Origin of the sequence: Paraglaciecola sp. L3A3, assembly GCF_009796765.1 — a bacterium.
GTDB lineage: Bacteria > Pseudomonadota > Gammaproteobacteria > Enterobacterales > Alteromonadaceae > Paraglaciecola.
This window is the reverse complement of record NZ_CP047023.1, coordinates 727501-744168: the sequence shown is the minus strand read 5'-3', so window position 1 is coordinate 744168 and position 16668 is coordinate 727501. Positions and strand designations below refer to the sequence as shown.

At 40.3% G+C, this 16668-nt stretch carries 15 protein-coding genes and 2 pseudogenes; 12 read left to right on the top strand and 5 right to left on the bottom strand.

Features of this window, described 5'->3' with window-relative positions:
- Window positions 1–4 precede the first annotated feature (4 nt).
- From GQR87_RS03115 to GQR87_RS03105, 3 genes are read left to right on the top strand one after another with little or no spacing between them, the layout of a single operon-like run.
- Complete coding sequence (locus tag GQR87_RS03115) at window positions 5–163, top strand: YnbE family lipoprotein (RefSeq protein ID WP_158972864.1); 159 nt, start codon at window positions 5–7, stop codon at window positions 161–163.
- Between the two features lie 20 nt (window positions 164–183).
- A complete protein-coding gene (locus tag GQR87_RS03110) occupies window positions 184–510 on the top strand; it encodes a YdbL family protein (protein WP_158966443.1) in 327 nt (108 codons plus the stop codon).
- A gap of 45 nt (window positions 511–555) precedes the next feature.
- Window positions 556–1581, top strand: coding sequence for a GGDEF domain-containing protein (locus tag GQR87_RS03105; protein WP_199271680.1), 1026 nt, complete (start codon window positions 556–558; stop codon window positions 1579–1581).
- A gap of 46 nt (window positions 1582–1627) precedes the next feature.
- On the opposite strand, the gene GQR87_RS03100 is transcribed toward GQR87_RS03105, so the two are convergent.
- Window positions 1628–2059: a YqaA family protein gene (locus tag GQR87_RS03100; protein WP_158972862.1), complete on the bottom strand. Its 432-nt coding sequence runs from the start codon at window positions 2057–2059 to the stop codon at window positions 1628–1630.
- A 159-nt stretch (window positions 2060–2218) separates the two neighbouring features.
- On the opposite strand from GQR87_RS03100, the gene GQR87_RS03095 reads away from it, so the two are divergent.
- The 8 genes from GQR87_RS03095 to GQR87_RS03060 all read left to right on the top strand — a co-directional run bounded on the left by GQR87_RS03095 (window position 2219) and on the right by GQR87_RS03060 (window position 10799).
- A complete protein-coding gene (locus tag GQR87_RS03095; protein ID WP_158966441.1) occupies window positions 2219–2776 on the top strand; it encodes a hypothetical protein in 558 nt (185 codons plus the stop codon).
- 14 nt (window positions 2777–2790) lie between these two features.
- On the top strand, window positions 2791–3654 hold the full coding sequence (locus GQR87_RS03090; RefSeq protein ID WP_158966439.1) for a hypothetical protein: 864 nt from the start codon (window positions 2791–2793) through the stop codon (window positions 3652–3654).
- Between the two features lie 38 nt (window positions 3655–3692).
- A complete protein-coding gene (locus GQR87_RS03085; protein ID WP_158966437.1) occupies window positions 3693–4079 on the top strand; it encodes a hypothetical protein in 387 nt (128 codons plus the stop codon).
- Complete coding sequence (locus GQR87_RS03080; RefSeq protein WP_158966435.1) at window positions 4079–4561, top strand: hypothetical protein; 483 nt, start codon at window positions 4079–4081, stop codon at window positions 4559–4561. The genes GQR87_RS03085 and GQR87_RS03080 overlap by 1 nt, the downstream gene beginning before the upstream one ends.
- Before the next feature lie 3 nt (window positions 4562–4564).
- Window positions 4565–5071 carry a DUF2730 domain-containing protein gene (locus GQR87_RS03075; RefSeq protein WP_158966433.1) on the top strand — a complete coding sequence of 169 codons (507 nt, stop codon included), beginning with the start codon at window positions 4565–4567 and terminating at the stop codon, window positions 5069–5071.
- A gap of 89 nt (window positions 5072–5160) precedes the next feature.
- Complete coding sequence (locus GQR87_RS03070; protein WP_233267383.1) at window positions 5161–5823, top strand: hypothetical protein; 663 nt, start codon at window positions 5161–5163, stop codon at window positions 5821–5823.
- 90 nt (window positions 5824–5913) lie between these two features.
- Window positions 5914–6531, top strand: a complete 618-nt coding sequence (locus GQR87_RS03065) for a hypothetical protein (RefSeq protein ID WP_158966429.1) — start codon at window positions 5914–5916, stop codon at window positions 6529–6531.
- A 56-nt stretch (window positions 6532–6587) separates the two neighbouring features.
- Entirely contained in the window at window positions 6588–10799 is a 4212-nt protein-coding gene (locus GQR87_RS03060; RefSeq protein ID WP_158966427.1) for a thrombospondin type 3 repeat-containing protein, read from the top strand.
- Window positions 10800–10876: 77 nt separating this feature from the next.
- On the opposite strand, the gene GQR87_RS03055 is transcribed toward GQR87_RS03060, so the two are convergent.
- Entirely contained in the window at window positions 10877–11854 is a 978-nt protein-coding gene (locus GQR87_RS03055) for a hypothetical protein (protein ID WP_158966425.1), read from the bottom strand.
- A 477-nt stretch (window positions 11855–12331) separates the two neighbouring features.
- Window positions 12332–12544, bottom strand: a pseudogene (locus tag GQR87_RS03050) (transposase); the annotation flags it as partial.
- A gap of 62 nt (window positions 12545–12606) precedes the next feature.
- On the opposite strand from GQR87_RS03050, the pseudogene GQR87_RS03045 reads away from it, so the two are divergent.
- Window positions 12607–13684 (top strand): annotated as a pseudogene (locus GQR87_RS03045) (IS630 family transposase).
- Here GQR87_RS03045 and GQR87_RS03040 read toward each other — a convergent pair.
- Both GQR87_RS03040 and GQR87_RS03035 read right to left on the bottom strand, forming a co-directional pair.
- Window positions 13644–14679 (bottom strand): IS630 family transposase gene (locus tag GQR87_RS03040; protein ID WP_158966423.1). Its coding sequence is split into 2 segments (ribosomal slippage): window positions 13644–14219 and window positions 14221–14679, totalling 1035 coding nucleotides; the frame shifts between segments, so codons are not numbered across the junction. The pseudogene GQR87_RS03045 and the gene GQR87_RS03040 overlap by 41 nt on opposite strands.
- A gap of 445 nt (window positions 14680–15124) precedes the next feature.
- On the bottom strand, window positions 15125–16633 hold the full coding sequence (locus GQR87_RS03035) for an IS66 family transposase (RefSeq protein ID WP_158972858.1): 1509 nt from the start codon (window positions 16631–16633) through the stop codon (window positions 15125–15127).
- Window positions 16634–16668 lie beyond the last annotated feature (35 nt).

The window sequence follows — 16668 nt, the reverse complement described above, 5'->3', positions numbered from 1 at the left end:
GCTAATGGCCACAGGATTTTTTAGCGCTTGTACACACACAGTGCAAGTGGAAACAAAAGAGCCCATTACAATCAATATCAATGTAAAAATAGATCATGAAATTCGGGTTAAGGTTGATAAAGAACTGGATAATGTATTTAGTGACGACAGTAGCTTGTTTTAAACCAATTTAGGAGTAACCCCATGAAAAATAAAATAATATATAAATCTTTAATCATTCTTAGCCTACTATTTAGTAGTCTTGTTTTTGCCATAGGCTTAGATGAAGCTAAACAAAAAGGCCTAGTAGGTGAAAAAGATAATGGTTATTTAGGCATTGTCGTTGCACAAAGCGATGTACAGAGTTTAGTGAATGATATTAATGCTAAGCGTAAAGCAGTGTATGTAAAACTAGCTGCCAAAAATGGTATTACCGTACAACAAGTTGAAAAATTAGCCGCGCAAAAAGCTTATGAAAAAACCGATAGAGGCCTTTATCTTTGGATAAATGGCAAGTGGGTAAAAAAGTAGTTTTTTAAAGACTCTGTGACAACAGAGCACCAGCCAGAGAATTATATGCTGAATAGTTTGCAACAAAATCTAGAATATCGACGCAGTGTTATGCGAGTATTGTTATTCCTGACCATGGTAGGTGGATTGATATTTGCTGTGATTAATTTTTATCGAGGCCTCTGGTCATTGGCGACAATAGAATTAATGTTTGGTCTTTTTTCATTTTTTTTATGGCGTAGGATTTTACTAACTGAACACTTCCAGCTATGGGTGATGGTTTTCTTATTCCCATTATTTATTACCATGGTATATGCCATGTATATACCCAACTCATCAGTATCGATTTTTGTTTGGATACTAACTATACCTGTGATTTCTTACTTATTAATGGGGCGAAGACAAGGTTTTTTAGCCTCACTATTTTTTATAATCTGTGGAGCAACTGTTTACCATTACCGTTTTTTACAAAGTGATACAGCAGTCAATATCGCTGATTCTCTGAACATCATTTTTAGCGCATGTTTGATGATTTCATTAGCGCATGTTTATGAACTTAATAGAGAGAAAAATGAAGAGCGACTACTTGAATTAGCTGGTACAGATAAATTAACAGGTTTAGCAAATCGCATGAAGTTAATAGAAACCTTTAGACTATATGCTGAATACGCCAAACGCCATAAATCCCCTTTAGCCGTTGTGCTTTTTGATTTAGATTATTTTAAAAATATTAATGACCAATATGGTCACCATGTGGGCGATGCAAGCCTGCGTTATATCGCGAGTTTTATTCAAACTAAAATACGAAAAACTGATTTATTAGCTAGATTTGGGGGCGAAGAATTTGCTTTACTTATTGTTGGCTCTGAAGAAAAAGACTGCTTTAAACTAGTAGACTCAATAAGACAACAACTCAAAGGTTCACCTTTTATTCATGACAATAAAACCATAAAAATTACTGTCAGTGCAGGTATTGCTACTTATGGAAAAGATGGCGAAACTCTCGAAGAGCTACTGTTAAAATCTGATAAACGTTTATATGCAGCGAAAGATAAGGGGCGAAATTGTGTAGTTGACATTAATAATCAATGATTGATAGAAAAGAACAGTAAAAATAAACGACTTACCACTAGCCGTTTTAGCGACTAAACAAGCCAACTGCAAGGACGATAATAGCTAAATACCTCAAGCCTTTACCGATAGTGATCAACAATAAAAAGGTCCTGAATCGTACTTTAAATATGCCGCCAACTACCGTTAGCGGGTCACCAACAATCGGCAACCATGCAAACAACAAACTATACACACCGTATCGGTTAAATTGTTTTTCCGCCTTTTCAAGACCTTGCTCAGTCACTGGAAACCACTTTTTATCTTTAAAACGCAAAACTTGGGTTCCGAGCCAATAATTCACGCAACTACCTAACACGTTTCCCGCAGTAGCCGCACTCCAAATAAGTAATAAATTAATATTACCTTGCAAAATCATGGCACTCAGGACCACCTCAGAAGAGCCTGGCAATAAAGTGGCAGAGATAAAGGCGCTTAAAAATAAAGTTAAGTACAAGATATTTCTCTTATAGGAAGGGCAACTGACTATATTGTAAAGATTAATATTGCCACATCTAGAATACTGCCAACAAACAAAATTTACTTTACATTTTTGTTTCTATAAAAAACTCCTCTAAGGTTTTTATAGCCCCTGTTAGACCAGTAACAGGAGTTATTTATGACTAATTCAGCAATATTCAAACATACCACTCGAATGCTATCGGCCATATTCATGGCGGTGGTTATCAGTGCATGTTCTTCCACCCAATCCAGCGCACCTGTGGTAAAGGTTATCAATCAACAGCCTGACTACTCATATTATCAGTCGATAGATACAGCCTGTGAGCAACAAGCCATAGAGATGGATGGCTATGCTCAACGCTCAGGACAACCTGCCCAATACTTAGCTTCAGCTAAAGCCATGTTGCGTTGCGTGAATGGCATTCAATTTCCAAAAGGTCATCCAGATACAGACAAAGGCTTACGGTTAATGGCCTTATCAGTGATGAATTTTGTCAAAGGAGGTGATATCAATGCGGCCAGTGTCGCACTGAGAAAAACCCAGTCGACATTTCCGGATAGAGATCTATATTTTGCCGATTACAGCTCTTTTATGGATACCGCAAAAGCCTTGTTAAACCAGCAAAAAATGTCTCGCCAACAATTAGCCGCTCTAAATATTAGTCCTGACTTACGGGCTGAAATTGAGCGTAATCAATATTGGCTACGCCACTAATAGGAGCATATAAGATGAAAACGCATCTAGTCATACCCTCGTTAATTCTAGCTATCAGCCTCGGTGCTTCGCAAATAGTATTAGCCAGTGACGGGCGAAACTGGGATCCTGTGGCCAGTGACAAGTTAATCAAACTACCTGCCAACATAATAGAAAAACGTATTCAACAAGACTTTGCAGCGTCGCCCATGGCTTTGCATTTAGTGGATCTTGAACAACAAATGCAAGGCAAACTTTCTCAACTAAAGTCTTTGCAAGCCCTCATGAAAGACAGCGAAGGTGAAGCATTAGTTGACCAACGTTTTCAGTTAGTTCAAGAAAAATCTGCTTATTTAGATTTGATGCAAGAAGCCCAAACATTAAGGCAAGATGCTTTAACCAAGAAACAAGAATTATATGAAAGTGTATTAGGCAAGTTACGCAACAAAAATGGCCGCATATCTCAAGGGGAAGTGTTTCAACTCAAACAAAAACAAGCCGAGGCCCGTGAAAGAATGCAAAACGTGATGGCCCAAGTTGACAGTAGTTTGATGCATACTGGCTTAGATCAGCGCTCTCCTTATGCCAATGAATTTGCAGTGAATTTGGCTAAAGTTGAAAGTCTAAAAAATGCTATTTCACAACACAAAGCCAATGCATCTCCCACTTTAGGTGATGTAGAAGTGACGAGTGAAGAATATGTACGCCAGCTATTAATGGATGCCTCCACACAGCAGTCGCTATTGGACCAAGAATCCCTGATGTTTAGTTATATGGCAAAACTGGTGGCTCTAGATGCACAAGCTTTGGAATACGAAATCAGTTATGGCGATGAGAATATTGACTTAACCCAAGGTAATCGCACTAAAACCGCTGAAGTGGCTGACTTATTTTTATAAAAGATTTTTTGAAGGCCTATTTGAAAAAGGAAAACATTATGAAAACCATACTTACGATTGCCGCTATGACGAGCTTACTGAGTACGCAAGTGGCTGCGAATAGTCTACGAAGTTTAGAAAACTTAGAAAGAGAACGAGCAGCCTTAATAAACACACAACTAAATAGCAAATTAGACCTAAATCAACGACAACAAAAGGTGCAAACTATCTATAGACGTTTAGTGGATATGGAGCGCATGGTGTTACGTGATGACAGAGTCACTGCTAACAGTAGTCAGTTAGCACAGAATGCTTTTAACAAGTATGAGTTAACGTTTTTAGTGCATTCTAGTGCCGAAAAAAAGCTGCCACCTATGTCACACTGGATGTCTGAATTACAGCTAACTTCAGATGCTATTTTAGCCACTAAAGCTGGCTACAGATAATGCTGGCATTTAAAGCGTTACCTACCACCAGTAATGCTATTGGCATATTTGTTGGCACAGGTATCATTTTATTAGCCATTGCCAGTTATCTGACTCAAATGCCGGTATTAGATTTAGTCAGTTGGCTACAAAACGTTTTCAGTTGGAGTTTTGTATTATTTTTTAGCGCCTTGTTTTCAATGGCCGTGGTCGCCGGAGCCTCAATCAAAGCCGGAAAAAATAACGAGTTTTTATATGATGCGGGGCTCCAAGCGGCAAATGGTATTTCAACTTTAGCTCTTACTTATACCTTACTGGGTATCAGTTTAGGCATTGGTACTTTGTCAGATCAGCCCCTTACGCCTAGCTCCGTCAATAACATTATTAGTGAACTCACTAGACAATTTTCTATGGCTTTTATGACCACAGTAGTGGGTCTCCCCAGCTCAGCAATATTACGAGCTTGGGTTAGCTTAAGATATACACGTATAGAAAAGGAATAACAGATGAAAACTCTATTTTTTATCGCAGCCTTAGTTGGCGCAATCTATTTAGTGATGCAAAGTCCAGCAGGCCAATCTTGGTTAGCAGACAACGAGCCTGAACTAACCGCCATTAATGAAACCGCAAATGAGGAACAAGTAAATGTTCAAACACTGGCAACACTAGAAACCAAGATGACAGAACAGGCTCTGCATCTTAATCAGACACAACAAACGCAAATTAAGCAGCTTAAAAGTAGGATTGCAGAACTTGAAAACGAACTGATCATGGGTCGTATTGCGCAACAAAAAACAGACAAAACTATAGTAGATGCTCCCTCTGCAACAGATATTATTGATGCAGAAGAATTTGTTCCTTTAACTAAACCCCAAGATATTCCCTTAGGTGTGCAATTGCGAAATACACAAATGGTCACTAATAACCCAAAAATACAACGAAATCGACAAGCGAGATTACAAGACATCGCCGAAAAAATGGAAATGTCTTCACTACAAGCTCTCGTTAATTAAGCTGAATAAAACTCACGAAAATGTTGCTCTATTCAGTCAACCGTCAGCTAGCTGGTAAGATTTTACGGAGTATATTGGCCGTTGTTTTTATGTCTTGGCTGGCAATGATATTAATTAAATATAATCAGCTAAGTCCGCCAAAAAAGCTAGAAATGGTGGTGCAGCAGTCTGAACCGCATATTTTGTTAGAGCCATTAGTTTTGCCGCCTCCTCCAAACCCCAGTCAAAGCATAAAAGTAGCCACTAAACAGACTGCTCAACCGAAAGTGGCTGCAGCACCAGCAAAAAATGCTCAAACAGTTGAGCTGCTTTATCAACAATTAACTGGTGAAGGTTTAGATATGCAAATTGCCTGGCCAGAAAATACTAAAGAGCGAGAAGGCGCGATACAATTTATGTATCAGTGTGTAGGGTTACAATTTGCAGTATTAAACGGCAACCAAATTACTAAGCTAAATCGAACTAAAGTAACAAATTACAGTGACTGGATACGTGTAGCTCAAGGTGGTTTGTCTAAAAAAGAGCGCCACTTGATAAACGCTTATGCGGTAAAAGGTAAAGCTATACGTTTATTTCCTCGTCTAATTGACTGGCGTCTAGCCCAATATTTGACGGTTGCACTAAGAGGCAAAACACTTACTCATTTTAGAGCAAACTACCAAATTAAAAACCAGCAGCTATTTTTAGGCAATATCTGGTTAAATAAACAAGCAATCACAGATAGTTGGATGCTTTATCACGGGCAGTGTTAAACTTCTCCATGCAGCCTATGGGCATGGTTGGTTTAATACTTGCTTCATACAATTTAATAATACTGCTGTTTTTTATGAATTGAGGAATTTATGACCTGTACTAGTCATTTGCTAAGGCAATACATAGGAATAAAGGGGCAAGTCATCGCCGTTTTTTTCACAGTTTTAACTTTATTGACGGTTTCTTTGCCTACACAAGCGCTAGAACTTGGCGTCAATGCACAGCAAGGGACTGAATATGAAACCCAAGGTTTTTCAATTGTTGTTAGCGACAATTTCTCTCGTAGAAGTCCATTCTACTGGAATTTAGGGTTTAGCCGTTACGATGAAATATTCGTTGAGTGGAACAATAGTGATTTAAGGTTTCCCATAAACAGCGCCGAAGTTTCCTTTTCTTATCGTCCGCCGCCCTCATCGCGAAATCCTACAATGAGACGCATAAGCATGGAGTATCAATTAGGTGTCGCCGCTTCTTTAACTGACAACAAATTTACTTGGACCGAATTAAATGAAGAAAAATATTTTTCAGAAACCGGCGACCTTAATGGATTTGTCGCCATTTCTGCAAACTATAAAATATCTCCTAAAATGTCAGCCAATCTAGGATTAAAGCATTATCCCAAGTTGTCTGAATTTGGCAGTTTCAGTTCTGTATTTTTAGGTATTAAGTTTAATTTAGATTTTAGTCCAACTTATTACGGCCGCTAAGCTAATTAAGACATATAGAAGCACCCCAGAAAATAAGCCAAGAATGAGTATTGTTAATGTATAAAATAAAAACACAAAGCAGCGCAACGTCTTGGCCCAACAGACTAAGATTGCAGATTTTTAGCTTTAACTTAATCCTGATCATTGCTTTATCTTGGCCGCAACAAAGTTATTCTCAAGTTGTCACTTGCTCTGGTCCTCCCCCCTTAACTACCGCAGATACAGATAGTGATGGCTATGATGACAGTATTGATCTTTTTCCCACGGATCCTTCCCGCCACTATGATTATGATCTAGATGGGATCAGTAACTTAGATGACGTTGACGACGACGGCGACGGGGTATTAGATGCTTTTGACAATAACCTCGATGCTGACCCTGTTATCAATATTTATGACCCCTTTCCGGAAGATCCACTTGAATGGTTGGATACAGACGGAGATTGTTTAGGTAACAATGCCGATTTAGATGATGACAATGATGGAGTGGTAGATTTAAACGATCCCTTTCCTTTAGATAATTCAGAATGGGAAGACACTGACAGCGACCTGATTGGTAATAATGCTGATTCAGATGACGATAACGATGGGGTCATAGATTTTTATGACGATTTACCCACAGACCCAAATGAACAAGTCGATACTGATAATGACGGTATTGGCGACAACACAGATGCTGACGACGATAACGATGGCGTTGAAGATGTTGATGACGCTTTTCCTTTACTGGCCTCAGAAACCTTAGACTCAGACAATGATGGTATTGGTGACAATGCTGATCCAGACAGAGATGGTGATGGCATAGTCGATATCAATGATGTTTGGCCCGACGATCCCAGCGAATGGTTTGACAATGACGGCGACATGATTGGCGACAATGAAGACACAGATGATGACAATGATGGTTTTGCCGATGGGGTTGATGCCTTCAGAACGGATCCAGCTGAAAACCTTGATACCGATGCCGATGGTGTGGGAAATAACGCTGATAGTGATGATGACGGCGATGGCGTAGTTGATAGCGATGATGTATTTCCACTAGATGCAACCGAATATATTGATACCGACAATGACGGTATAGGCAACAATACAGATACTGATGATGATGCTGATGGCGTAGACGATGGTTCAGATGCATTTCCGCTAGATAATACAGAATATTTAGACACAGATGGTGATGGCATTGGCAACAATGCTGACTCTGATGACGATGGTGATGGCGTGCCAGATGCTGTAGATCCCGCTCCTTTAGATATGGCTGAAAACACCGATACAGATGGCGACGGTATCGGTAACAATGCAGATTCTGATGACGATAACGACGGAGTAGACGATGCTCTTGATGCTTTTCCGTTAAATCCTGATGAATGGGACGATACTGACGGCGATGGCTTAGGTAATAACCTGAGTGATGCCGATGATGATAATGATGGCATAGTTGATAGTGAGGATGCATTTCCTTTGGATAGCTCAGAATGGCTGGATACTGATATCGACGGTATAGGCAATAATTCAGACACAGATGATGATGGTGACGGCACTCCAGACAGTGAAGATGCTTTTCGATTGAATGCTAGCGAATCTAAAGACACAGATGGTGATGGTGTGGGCAACAACGCTGACAGTGATGACGACAATGATTCATTTGTCGACACAGAAGATGCTTTTCCACTCGACCTATTAGAATGGTTAGACACAGACAATGACGGTGTGGGTAATAATGCCGATCAAGATGACGATAATGATGGAGTAGATGATGCCTTAGATATTTTTCCTTTGAATAACGCCGAATGGTTAGACACAGATGCTGATGGCACAGGCAACAATGCTGACAGCGATGACGACAACGATGGTAGAGTCGATACTGATGATGCTTTCCCTCTAGATGTATCTGAATGGCTTGATACCGATGGCGACGGTATAGGTAATAATTTAGATACTGACGATGATGGGGATGGCGTATTAGATAACGTCGATGTTTTTCCGTTAAACAGTGCTGAATGGTTAGACACAGATGCCGATGGTACAGGCAACAATGCTGATAGTGATGACGATAACGATGGGGTCAGAGACATAGACGACGCCTTTCCGCTAGACCCTGTTGAAACAACCGATACCGACAATGACGGCTTAGGTAATGTATTTGATAACGACGATGATGGTGACGGCTTTGTAGATTCAGCCGAACCCTTTCCGTTAGATCCCAACGAATGGCTTGATTCTGACAATGACACTATAGGCAACAATGCCGACGTAGATGACGATAATGATGGCGTTGTAGATACTGATGATGCCTTTCCGTTAAATCCAACTGAATGGCTTGACACTGATAATGACGGTACAGGCAATAATAAAGATCTAGACGATGACGGTGATGGGGTCTTAGATTACCTAGATGACTTACCATTAGATGCAGCGGAAACAACCGATAGCGATAATGACGGCTTGGGTAATAACGCTGATCTAGACGATGACAATGATGGTATGAGTGATCAATTTGAAAACACTTACGGATTTAATCCTTTAGATCCTGCCGATGCACTACTAGACAGTGATTCTGATGGCGCAATTAACGGTGATGAAGCACAGGATAATAAAAATCCATTAATTGATGATTATCCGCCGATAATTAATATTCCTCCTGCATTACATTTAAATGCCGAGCATATTTTCACCACGCTAACCAAAACGGCATTAGTGGAGGCTACCAATATTTCTGCTAATGACGGCTTAGATGGAGACAATTGTTGCAGTTTAACACCACTAGGTTTTGAGTCTGGAGATCAAGTATTAAAGTCTGGTCGTTATCCCATTACTTGGCAGGCAATTGATAAAGCAGGCAACATTGCCTATGCAGAACAAATTATTAATATTTACCCATTAGTCAATTTTGAGCCTGACCAAACCCTTGCTGAAGGAGATACCAGCGAAGTCAAAATTGTATTATCAGGTACCGCACCCCGTTATCCCTTTAACATACCAGTTGCTGTGGTCGGAAATGTAGACACCTTAGACTATGAATTAGATGAAAAATTTGTGGTATTCGAACAGGGAACTGTGGCTTATATCAATATTACGTTAAACCAAGATTTTCAAGTAGAAGGCGATGAACTACTGGTGATGGAGTTTGGTGACGGTATCAACCAAGGTTCACAACCTACCCATACTATAACTATCACTGAAGAAAACCTCGCACCTAAGCTCACGGTAACAGTCACTCAACAAAATGTGGGGTTATCAAATGTAGCTAAAGACGATGGTGATATCATTATCACCATAGAAATTGATGATTCTAACACCAGTGATACCCATATTATTGAATGGAATATCCCCACTGAATATCAAGGGCAAGTGAGTGCCAATCAGTTAGTAACAGTAATCGACCCAGACGACCTGAGCTTACCCATTACGAATAGGGAAATTTTGTCTTTATCAGTAAAAGTAACAGACAGTGGCACTGGTTCATTAAATGTCACAGAAGTAGTGAATATCCCTATTTTAGCAACCCAACCAGCATTATCCTCAACGGATGTTGATCGTGATGGATTATCAGATATAGCAGAAGGTTTTGTCGATGAAGATCTTGATGGATTGCCTGCCTTTATGGATATTTCTGACATCACTTATGTGCAACCTATACATGTTAATTCTGCTATCACTCAATTCGTTGAAACTGAGCCAGGTTTAAATCTTACACTAGGAAAGTACGCTAGGTTGCAACAATCAGATGGGATCATGCTGTCAGCGCAAGAAATCAAAGCCACAGGCTTAATTAATGCTGATGATATTGGCCATCAAAATGAATATTACGATTTTATCATTAGTGATATTTTACCTGTTGGCCGTTCGGTAAAAATTGTGCTGCCATTACAAAATAGTATTCCTAAATATGGCACTTATCGAAAATATGCGGATAGCCAAGACTGGCAAGATTTTGTCGAAGACGCCAATAACAGCTTAGCTTCCACTAAAGCAGTTAACGGTGTTTGTCCAGCCCCAGAAAGCTCAGCTTATACTGCTGGCTTAACTGAAGGAGATATCTGCCTGAGACTCACTATTGAAGACGGCGGCCCTAATGATGCTGATGGCATAGCTAATGGTACAATTGATGATCCGGGTGGAGTAGCGGTACAAACAAATGATGAAATAATAAAAAATCTTGATCCTGTTACTACAAGTAGTGGTGGAAGCTTGGCTTTAAACATTGGTTTACTTATTATTTTGTTGGGCTGGCGTGGCTTTGTTTTTTATGCAAAAGATCGTATGTAGTAAACTTATTACAGGAACAAAAAAACGGCTAAGTTAATCGAAGATTTAGCCGTTTTGTTTTTATTCATTGCTCAGCTTTATTGTTTTGTAGCAGAAAGCTTAATGCCACCATTAGGGTTAATTGTAGTACCTGTATTTCCTACAACAAAAGCTTTCCAGAAATCATCTATAGTATGTAAGCCAGATAAACTAAGAATAAACCATACTTCAGATGTATCAGAAAAATCGACCCCACCATGATGAAGCGCCGACCATTCTTCTTGAAAACCTTCGGGGTGATATTTCCAAATCACCTCATCAGCTTTATTCCATAAAGCATTAGCTTTAGGCAGCGGAGAGTTCTTAGCTGCTGGTATAAAAGTATTGTCTTTTTCTTGATAGCCAGGGGTACTGTAATCACTACGATCGCCCCATTCAGTTATACCGTATGATGCATTACCGTCATCAATTCGCACATACCAAGACTTTTCCATAACATAAGCTAAATCTTCTGGGGTCGTTTCTTTTTCATTCCAATCGCTATGTTGAACTACTATCACCTTTTTCTTGATGGTTGCTGCAGACATTCCATCAGCAATAAGTGCAGCAATCCAATCTGCAGTCACATCTGACTGCCCAGCTTCCGCCACCCAAACATAACCTCCGGCATTGATAATTTCTTGAACTTTATTTTTAAGACGAATAACAGACCCTTTATTGTCGGTGTGTCTGTCAGTCCATTTTATATTTTTTTCACCGAATGCCAGAGTAAATAAGTCCGGTGAATGCATAAACTTTCCGCCCTGCTTACCATAAGCCCCAGACACAGCATAATATTTGATATCCTGGAAATCTGGGTGGGCCAAAATACTAGCTGTAGCAGCAATAGCATGAATATCATCAGGATCAGGCTTACTGTCGTATTGCAGTAATAGCAAATCCTTAGAACGATCAAATTGTAGTTTTTCGTCAGCCTTAACAATTGTATTATTAGCCGTTGAAGCTATAGCTGATTGCTGCACTCCTGCTAACGATAACAACGCACAGCAAATTGATATGCTTATTTTTTTTCTCATAAATCCTCGTTATTAATAACTAAATAAAATTCTTTAACCTGCTAAATTACGATAAATAACCTGAACTCAGGATAAGCCGAGCCTCTCAATAACGCTCTTTTTGCGCCTAGCGGCATTTGATTTTCTAACAACAGCCAGCTATTGCGTACAAAATCAGCTTTGCTATCCACGAAAAATTTGACCATCGAGTTAGCGTTGATGTAAACCAAAATGAATGTATATTTTTAACCTGTTGAATTTTAGGTATTTATTAAATTTACATGACATTTGTTAATCTGAGTTCAGGTTAGATAGACTAAGTGAGTTTGTCTAAAATTTCAATTGTATTACAATAATATTTTGTATGTCACATGAAATACAAAATATTATAGTAATACCTAACTCCAGAATAGGTTTAAGCAACGACCATCGAATTTCTCTCAACGTCAATATTATCAGGGATGGCTTATCTTTCTTTAAGCAATAAGCCACCCATCATGCGAGTAAACTGAGCATAAATCCATTCATACTGCGGAGCCTTGAGTGTTCAATGAACGAAATGTTCTTTAGTTGGTCATTTATTGTCCCAATAATAAAGCGTTTTAAAAGCATGGCCCTATCCCACAATGACATGGCTTTTGCTTTCATATTTTTACGAACTATGGTGATTAGCATGACGCCTTTATCTGATAAATTCGCCTCTAAAGCCTTATACCAATTAGTTTAAATTTATGATCTAATTACATTAATATTTACTCACCCTTTATACGATTTTGAAACTTGATACTTCACAACATTTACTCTCACTGTCTAGTGCTGAAACCAATGCTCGTAAACGACTTCGATTATTGGCGGTTTCTCACTTTGTTGATGGTAAAAACCGAACAGAAATAGCACGTATAGGTCAGCCGTCGGAGTGTCAATTGTTGGGTTGCCGCCTATTTATCCCTTGGTGTAGCAGGGCTTGAAGCTAAAAAAGAAAAGGAACGTGATTACTATCTATCACAAAAACAACGGCAGCAGTTGTCAGATTATATAAAAGCGCAAAGTCTAAATACAAAGGGCGGTCGTTTAACTGGACAAGATATACGTGCTTACATTTCTGAAAATTTTCAGGTCGATTATCATCCCAATGCCATATATAAACTTCTTCATGGGTTGGGATTTAGCTGGATAACGAAACGAGTCGCTCAAGGCACCCTAAACAATCCCAAGAAGCTCAAGACGAGTTTAAAAAAACTACAGATTGAAATGATCAATAGGATCCCAGGCCATATGGCCCTCAATAAGGTCAATTTTTGGTTTCAGGATGAAGCCCGCTTCGGCCAACAGAATACCACCACACGCTTATGGGCAGAACGGGAACACGACCAAGAGCGGTCAAACAACAACAATTTGAGTATGCCTACTTATTTGGTTCGGTTTGTCCTAGCAAAGGTGTTGGAGAAGCAATGGTAGTGCCTTGGGTGAACAAGGAGATCATGCATGAACATTTGAAGCAAATATCAGAAGTGACCGAGATAGGGCGACATGCAGTGGTGATCATGGATGGCGCGAGTTGGCATACAAATGACATTGCCAAAGATATCGACAATATGAGTATTATTAAATTACCACCCTATTCACCGGAACTTAAACCCAACTGAACAAGTATGGAGTTGGCTGAGACAACACTATTTATGCAATCAGAGTTTTAGAGATTATGAGGACATTGTTTCAAAAGTATGTGCAGCTTGGAATCAATTTTTAAACTGTACAAAAAGAGTCACAAAAATGTGCTCTAGAGAGTGGCTTATACCAATCACGATAATTAATTTCCCACCTGTGCCCAATTTCTGGCGCACAATTTGATAACCTTTTCTTTATCGCTGATAAAGTTATTCCATGCCCGACTGCATTGTATGACAATATCCTCATAGCTATCAAAGCATTGATTGGCCAACTCATTTTGCCTAAGCCATTGCCATACCTGCTCGATTGGGTTTAGCTCTGGAGAATAGGGCGGAAGCTTGATGATACTCACGTTATCTAGGTCATGCGCAATATCGTCTGTATGCCAACCCGCACCATCCATAATCACTACTGCATAGCGATCCAGTTGTGTGCGATTTGATATTAATTGTAAATGTTGTCTCATAATGTCTTTGTTCACCACAGGGGTTATCAAGGCTTCTGTTTCACCTGTCGCTGGGCATACAGCCCCAAATAAATGCGCATACTCAAACTGTTGTTGCTTGACCGCTCTAGGGCGACTACCTTTGTTTGCCCATAAACGTGTAGTGGTGTTCTGTTGACCTATTCTAGCCTCATATTGAAACCAAATATCGACTTTATCCAGTGTGACATGGCCTGGGATCAATTTGATCGTTTCAATCTGCAGTTTTTTTAAACTCGTCTTGAGCTTCTTGGGACTGCTTAGGGTGCTTAGAGCGACTGGTTATCCAAGAAAACCCTAGCTGATGCAGTAGACGATATATGTTAGTCAGGCCATAGGTAATACCAAATTCTTGCTTCACATAGTCAATGATGAGTGTGCCTTTGAGCCTTCCACCATCAGGTTTTATGGCATGAGACTCAATGTAAATTTTCAACGTCTGCAGTTGCTCAGCTGATAAAGCACAAGGCCGACCAGAGCGCGGCTTTTCCTTTAATCCGTCCAAACCATCTTGGTTGAAGCGCTTCACCCACTCATTCACCATTCTACGGCTGACGTGCAGATACCGAGCCGCTTGCGTGCGATTAACGCCTTGTTGAATATGTGAAAGGGCCATTAATCTGACTCGCATCCGAGCATTTTTTTCCTTCGCTATGAGTGTCGAAAAATCGATATTTTTTAAGCTATGCATGAGAAGAATTAAGATAAGAATACATAACTCAATTAGATCACAAACTTAGTGAAAATGGTATTAATATGATCACAAATTAAGATGGATTGGTATTAATTGGGAGTCTGGATGAAGGCAGTCTCTTTAGGCGCATGTGCCGTCTGCCTGAATGGCTTGCCAAGGATGGCAAGACCGGGTGCATATCATCAAGGACGTGTATTTGACTACTTTAAATTTATCAATGTTCCAAAACGCAAAAAGCCACCTCAATGAGGTGGCTTAGTACTTAAATAGGAGTCTGGCAGTGTGCTACTCTCGCATGGGGGTGGAAGCGGAGTCTTTTAGGAACGCAGTTCCTGCCGCTGGAACGAGCTAAGCTACGCTTAGGTCCGGGAATCCACTTCGTGAAGGATGACCGCGGGGTAGAACAGCTTGCTGTTCATTAGTAAGCGTCCGGTGATCCCACCTAGTTGTTATTGGTATTCCATGGTAATAGGTTTTCGATGTCGTAATCCGGTTGGCTGATATGCTCTAACAGATGATTTAGGTAATCGAAGGGCGTGAGGCCGTTGGCTTTGGCAGTTTCGATAATTGAGTAGAGAACTGCGCTGGCCTTTGCGCCCTTGGCTGTTTGACTAAACAACCAGTTTTTTCTGCCTATCACGAAGGTCTTTATGGCTCGCTCAGCACGGTTGTTATCGATGCTTAATCTGCCATCTTTGCGGTAAACGGTTAATTTTTCCCATTGATTTAAGCAGTAGGTAATTGCTTCGCCCAGTTTAGTTTTGGGCAGTACTTGTTGTTCTGACTTTATCAGCCATTGTTCAAATTGCTTAAGTAACGGTAGGCTTTTTTCTTGCCGTGTTTGGTAGCGTTCATCAATAGACTTGTCTTTTATACTGGTTTCAATTCGATACAGCTTTTGAATGTGATTCAGGGCCCAGTCGGCTTTGCCGCTTGGCTTCTTGCCTTGCGCAGTTTTGGCTTCTACGAATTTACGTCTCGCATGAGCCCAACAGCCTGCAAGTGTGGCTTGGGTTTTATGATAACCCGCATAACCATCTACTTGCAGATAGCCTGAGTACGCCCCTAAAAAGTCTACTGCGCATTGGCCACTTCGGCTGTTATGGTAATCAAACAGCACGATATTGGGTATGTCTGCATTGACTAATTTTCCTTCTGGCGAGTCGGCGCCTGTGGCATATAACCACATATAACTGGTCGCTTTGTCTTCGTTTACCACTTTTAACGTGGTTTCATCGGCCTGAATAACAGATTGCTGTAATAAGGTTTGCCTGAGCTTGTCATACAGTACTTGCAGGATGTCAGCACTTTTTATCACCCAATCGGCCATGGTTTTACGGCTTAGTTCAATCCCGTATTGTTTGAACATGGCTTCTTGGCGATACAGTGGCAAACCATATTGATATTTACTGCTGATGATTTGGGACAGTAAACTTGGAGTAGCGTAGCCTTTAGGGATAACAGAATTCGGTACCAGGGCTTGTTTGATGTGATTGCTTATCCCATCTTTTTCACAGGCCCTGCAGCTATATTTGGGACGGATATGTTCAATCACTTTGACTTGGGCTGGGATGAATTCCAACTTTTCACTTTTATCTTCGCTTATCTTGTGTAATTCACCATGACAACAAGCGCAGACTTTATCTTCATCAGCAATATCGTGCACTACAACTTCACGAGGTAAGTTGTTTGGTAACGGTTTACGCTTAGGTTTATTGCGGGCGTAGCTGATGTTTTCTTGCTCTGGCTCAACTTCGGATTGTTCAACCAGCTCTTCCGCTTCATTAAACAATTCACCTTGACCAGGATAGCCTTCGCTACTGGCACCAAACTGTTTTTGTTGAGCCAAGCGGAACTGCTCTTCTAAGAACTGGTTACGGGCAACAACTTCAGACAACAGCTTTTTGAGTGCTGCTGGATCATCTGGGAGAGAGGTGATATCAATAGGCATACCGTTATTATCTCTCAATAACCCATTGATAACCT

Coding starts and splice junctions, on each gene's coding strand:
- GQR87_RS03115 (WP_158972864.1), top strand. CDS start 5: ATGGCCACAGGATTTTTTAGCGCTTGTACACACACAGTGCAAGTGGAA.
- GQR87_RS03110 (WP_158966443.1), top strand. CDS start 184: ATGAAAAATAAAATAATATATAAATCTTTAATCATTCTTAGCCTACTA.
- GQR87_RS03105 (WP_199271680.1), top strand. CDS start 556: ATGCTGAATAGTTTGCAACAAAATCTAGAATATCGACGCAGTGTTATG.
- GQR87_RS03095 (WP_158966441.1), top strand. CDS start 2,219: ATGACTAATTCAGCAATATTCAAACATACCACTCGAATGCTATCGGCC.
- GQR87_RS03090 (WP_158966439.1), top strand. CDS start 2,791: ATGAAAACGCATCTAGTCATACCCTCGTTAATTCTAGCTATCAGCCTC.
- GQR87_RS03085 (WP_158966437.1), top strand. CDS start 3,693: ATGAAAACCATACTTACGATTGCCGCTATGACGAGCTTACTGAGTACG.
- GQR87_RS03080 (WP_158966435.1), top strand. CDS start 4,079: ATGCTGGCATTTAAAGCGTTACCTACCACCAGTAATGCTATTGGCATA.
- GQR87_RS03075 (WP_158966433.1), top strand. CDS start 4,565: ATGAAAACTCTATTTTTTATCGCAGCCTTAGTTGGCGCAATCTATTTA.
- GQR87_RS03070 (WP_233267383.1), top strand. CDS start 5,161: ATGTCTTGGCTGGCAATGATATTAATTAAATATAATCAGCTAAGTCCG.
- GQR87_RS03065 (WP_158966429.1), top strand. CDS start 5,914: ATGACCTGTACTAGTCATTTGCTAAGGCAATACATAGGAATAAAGGGG.
- GQR87_RS03060 (WP_158966427.1), top strand. CDS start 6,588: ATGTATAAAATAAAAACACAAAGCAGCGCAACGTCTTGGCCCAACAGA.
- GQR87_RS03055 (WP_158966425.1), bottom strand. CDS start 11,854: ATGAGAAAAAAAATAAGCATATCAATTTGCTGTGCGTTGTTATCGTTA.
- GQR87_RS03035 (WP_158972858.1), bottom strand. CDS start 16,633: ATGCCTATTGATATCACCTCTCTCCCAGATGATCCAGCAGCACTCAAA.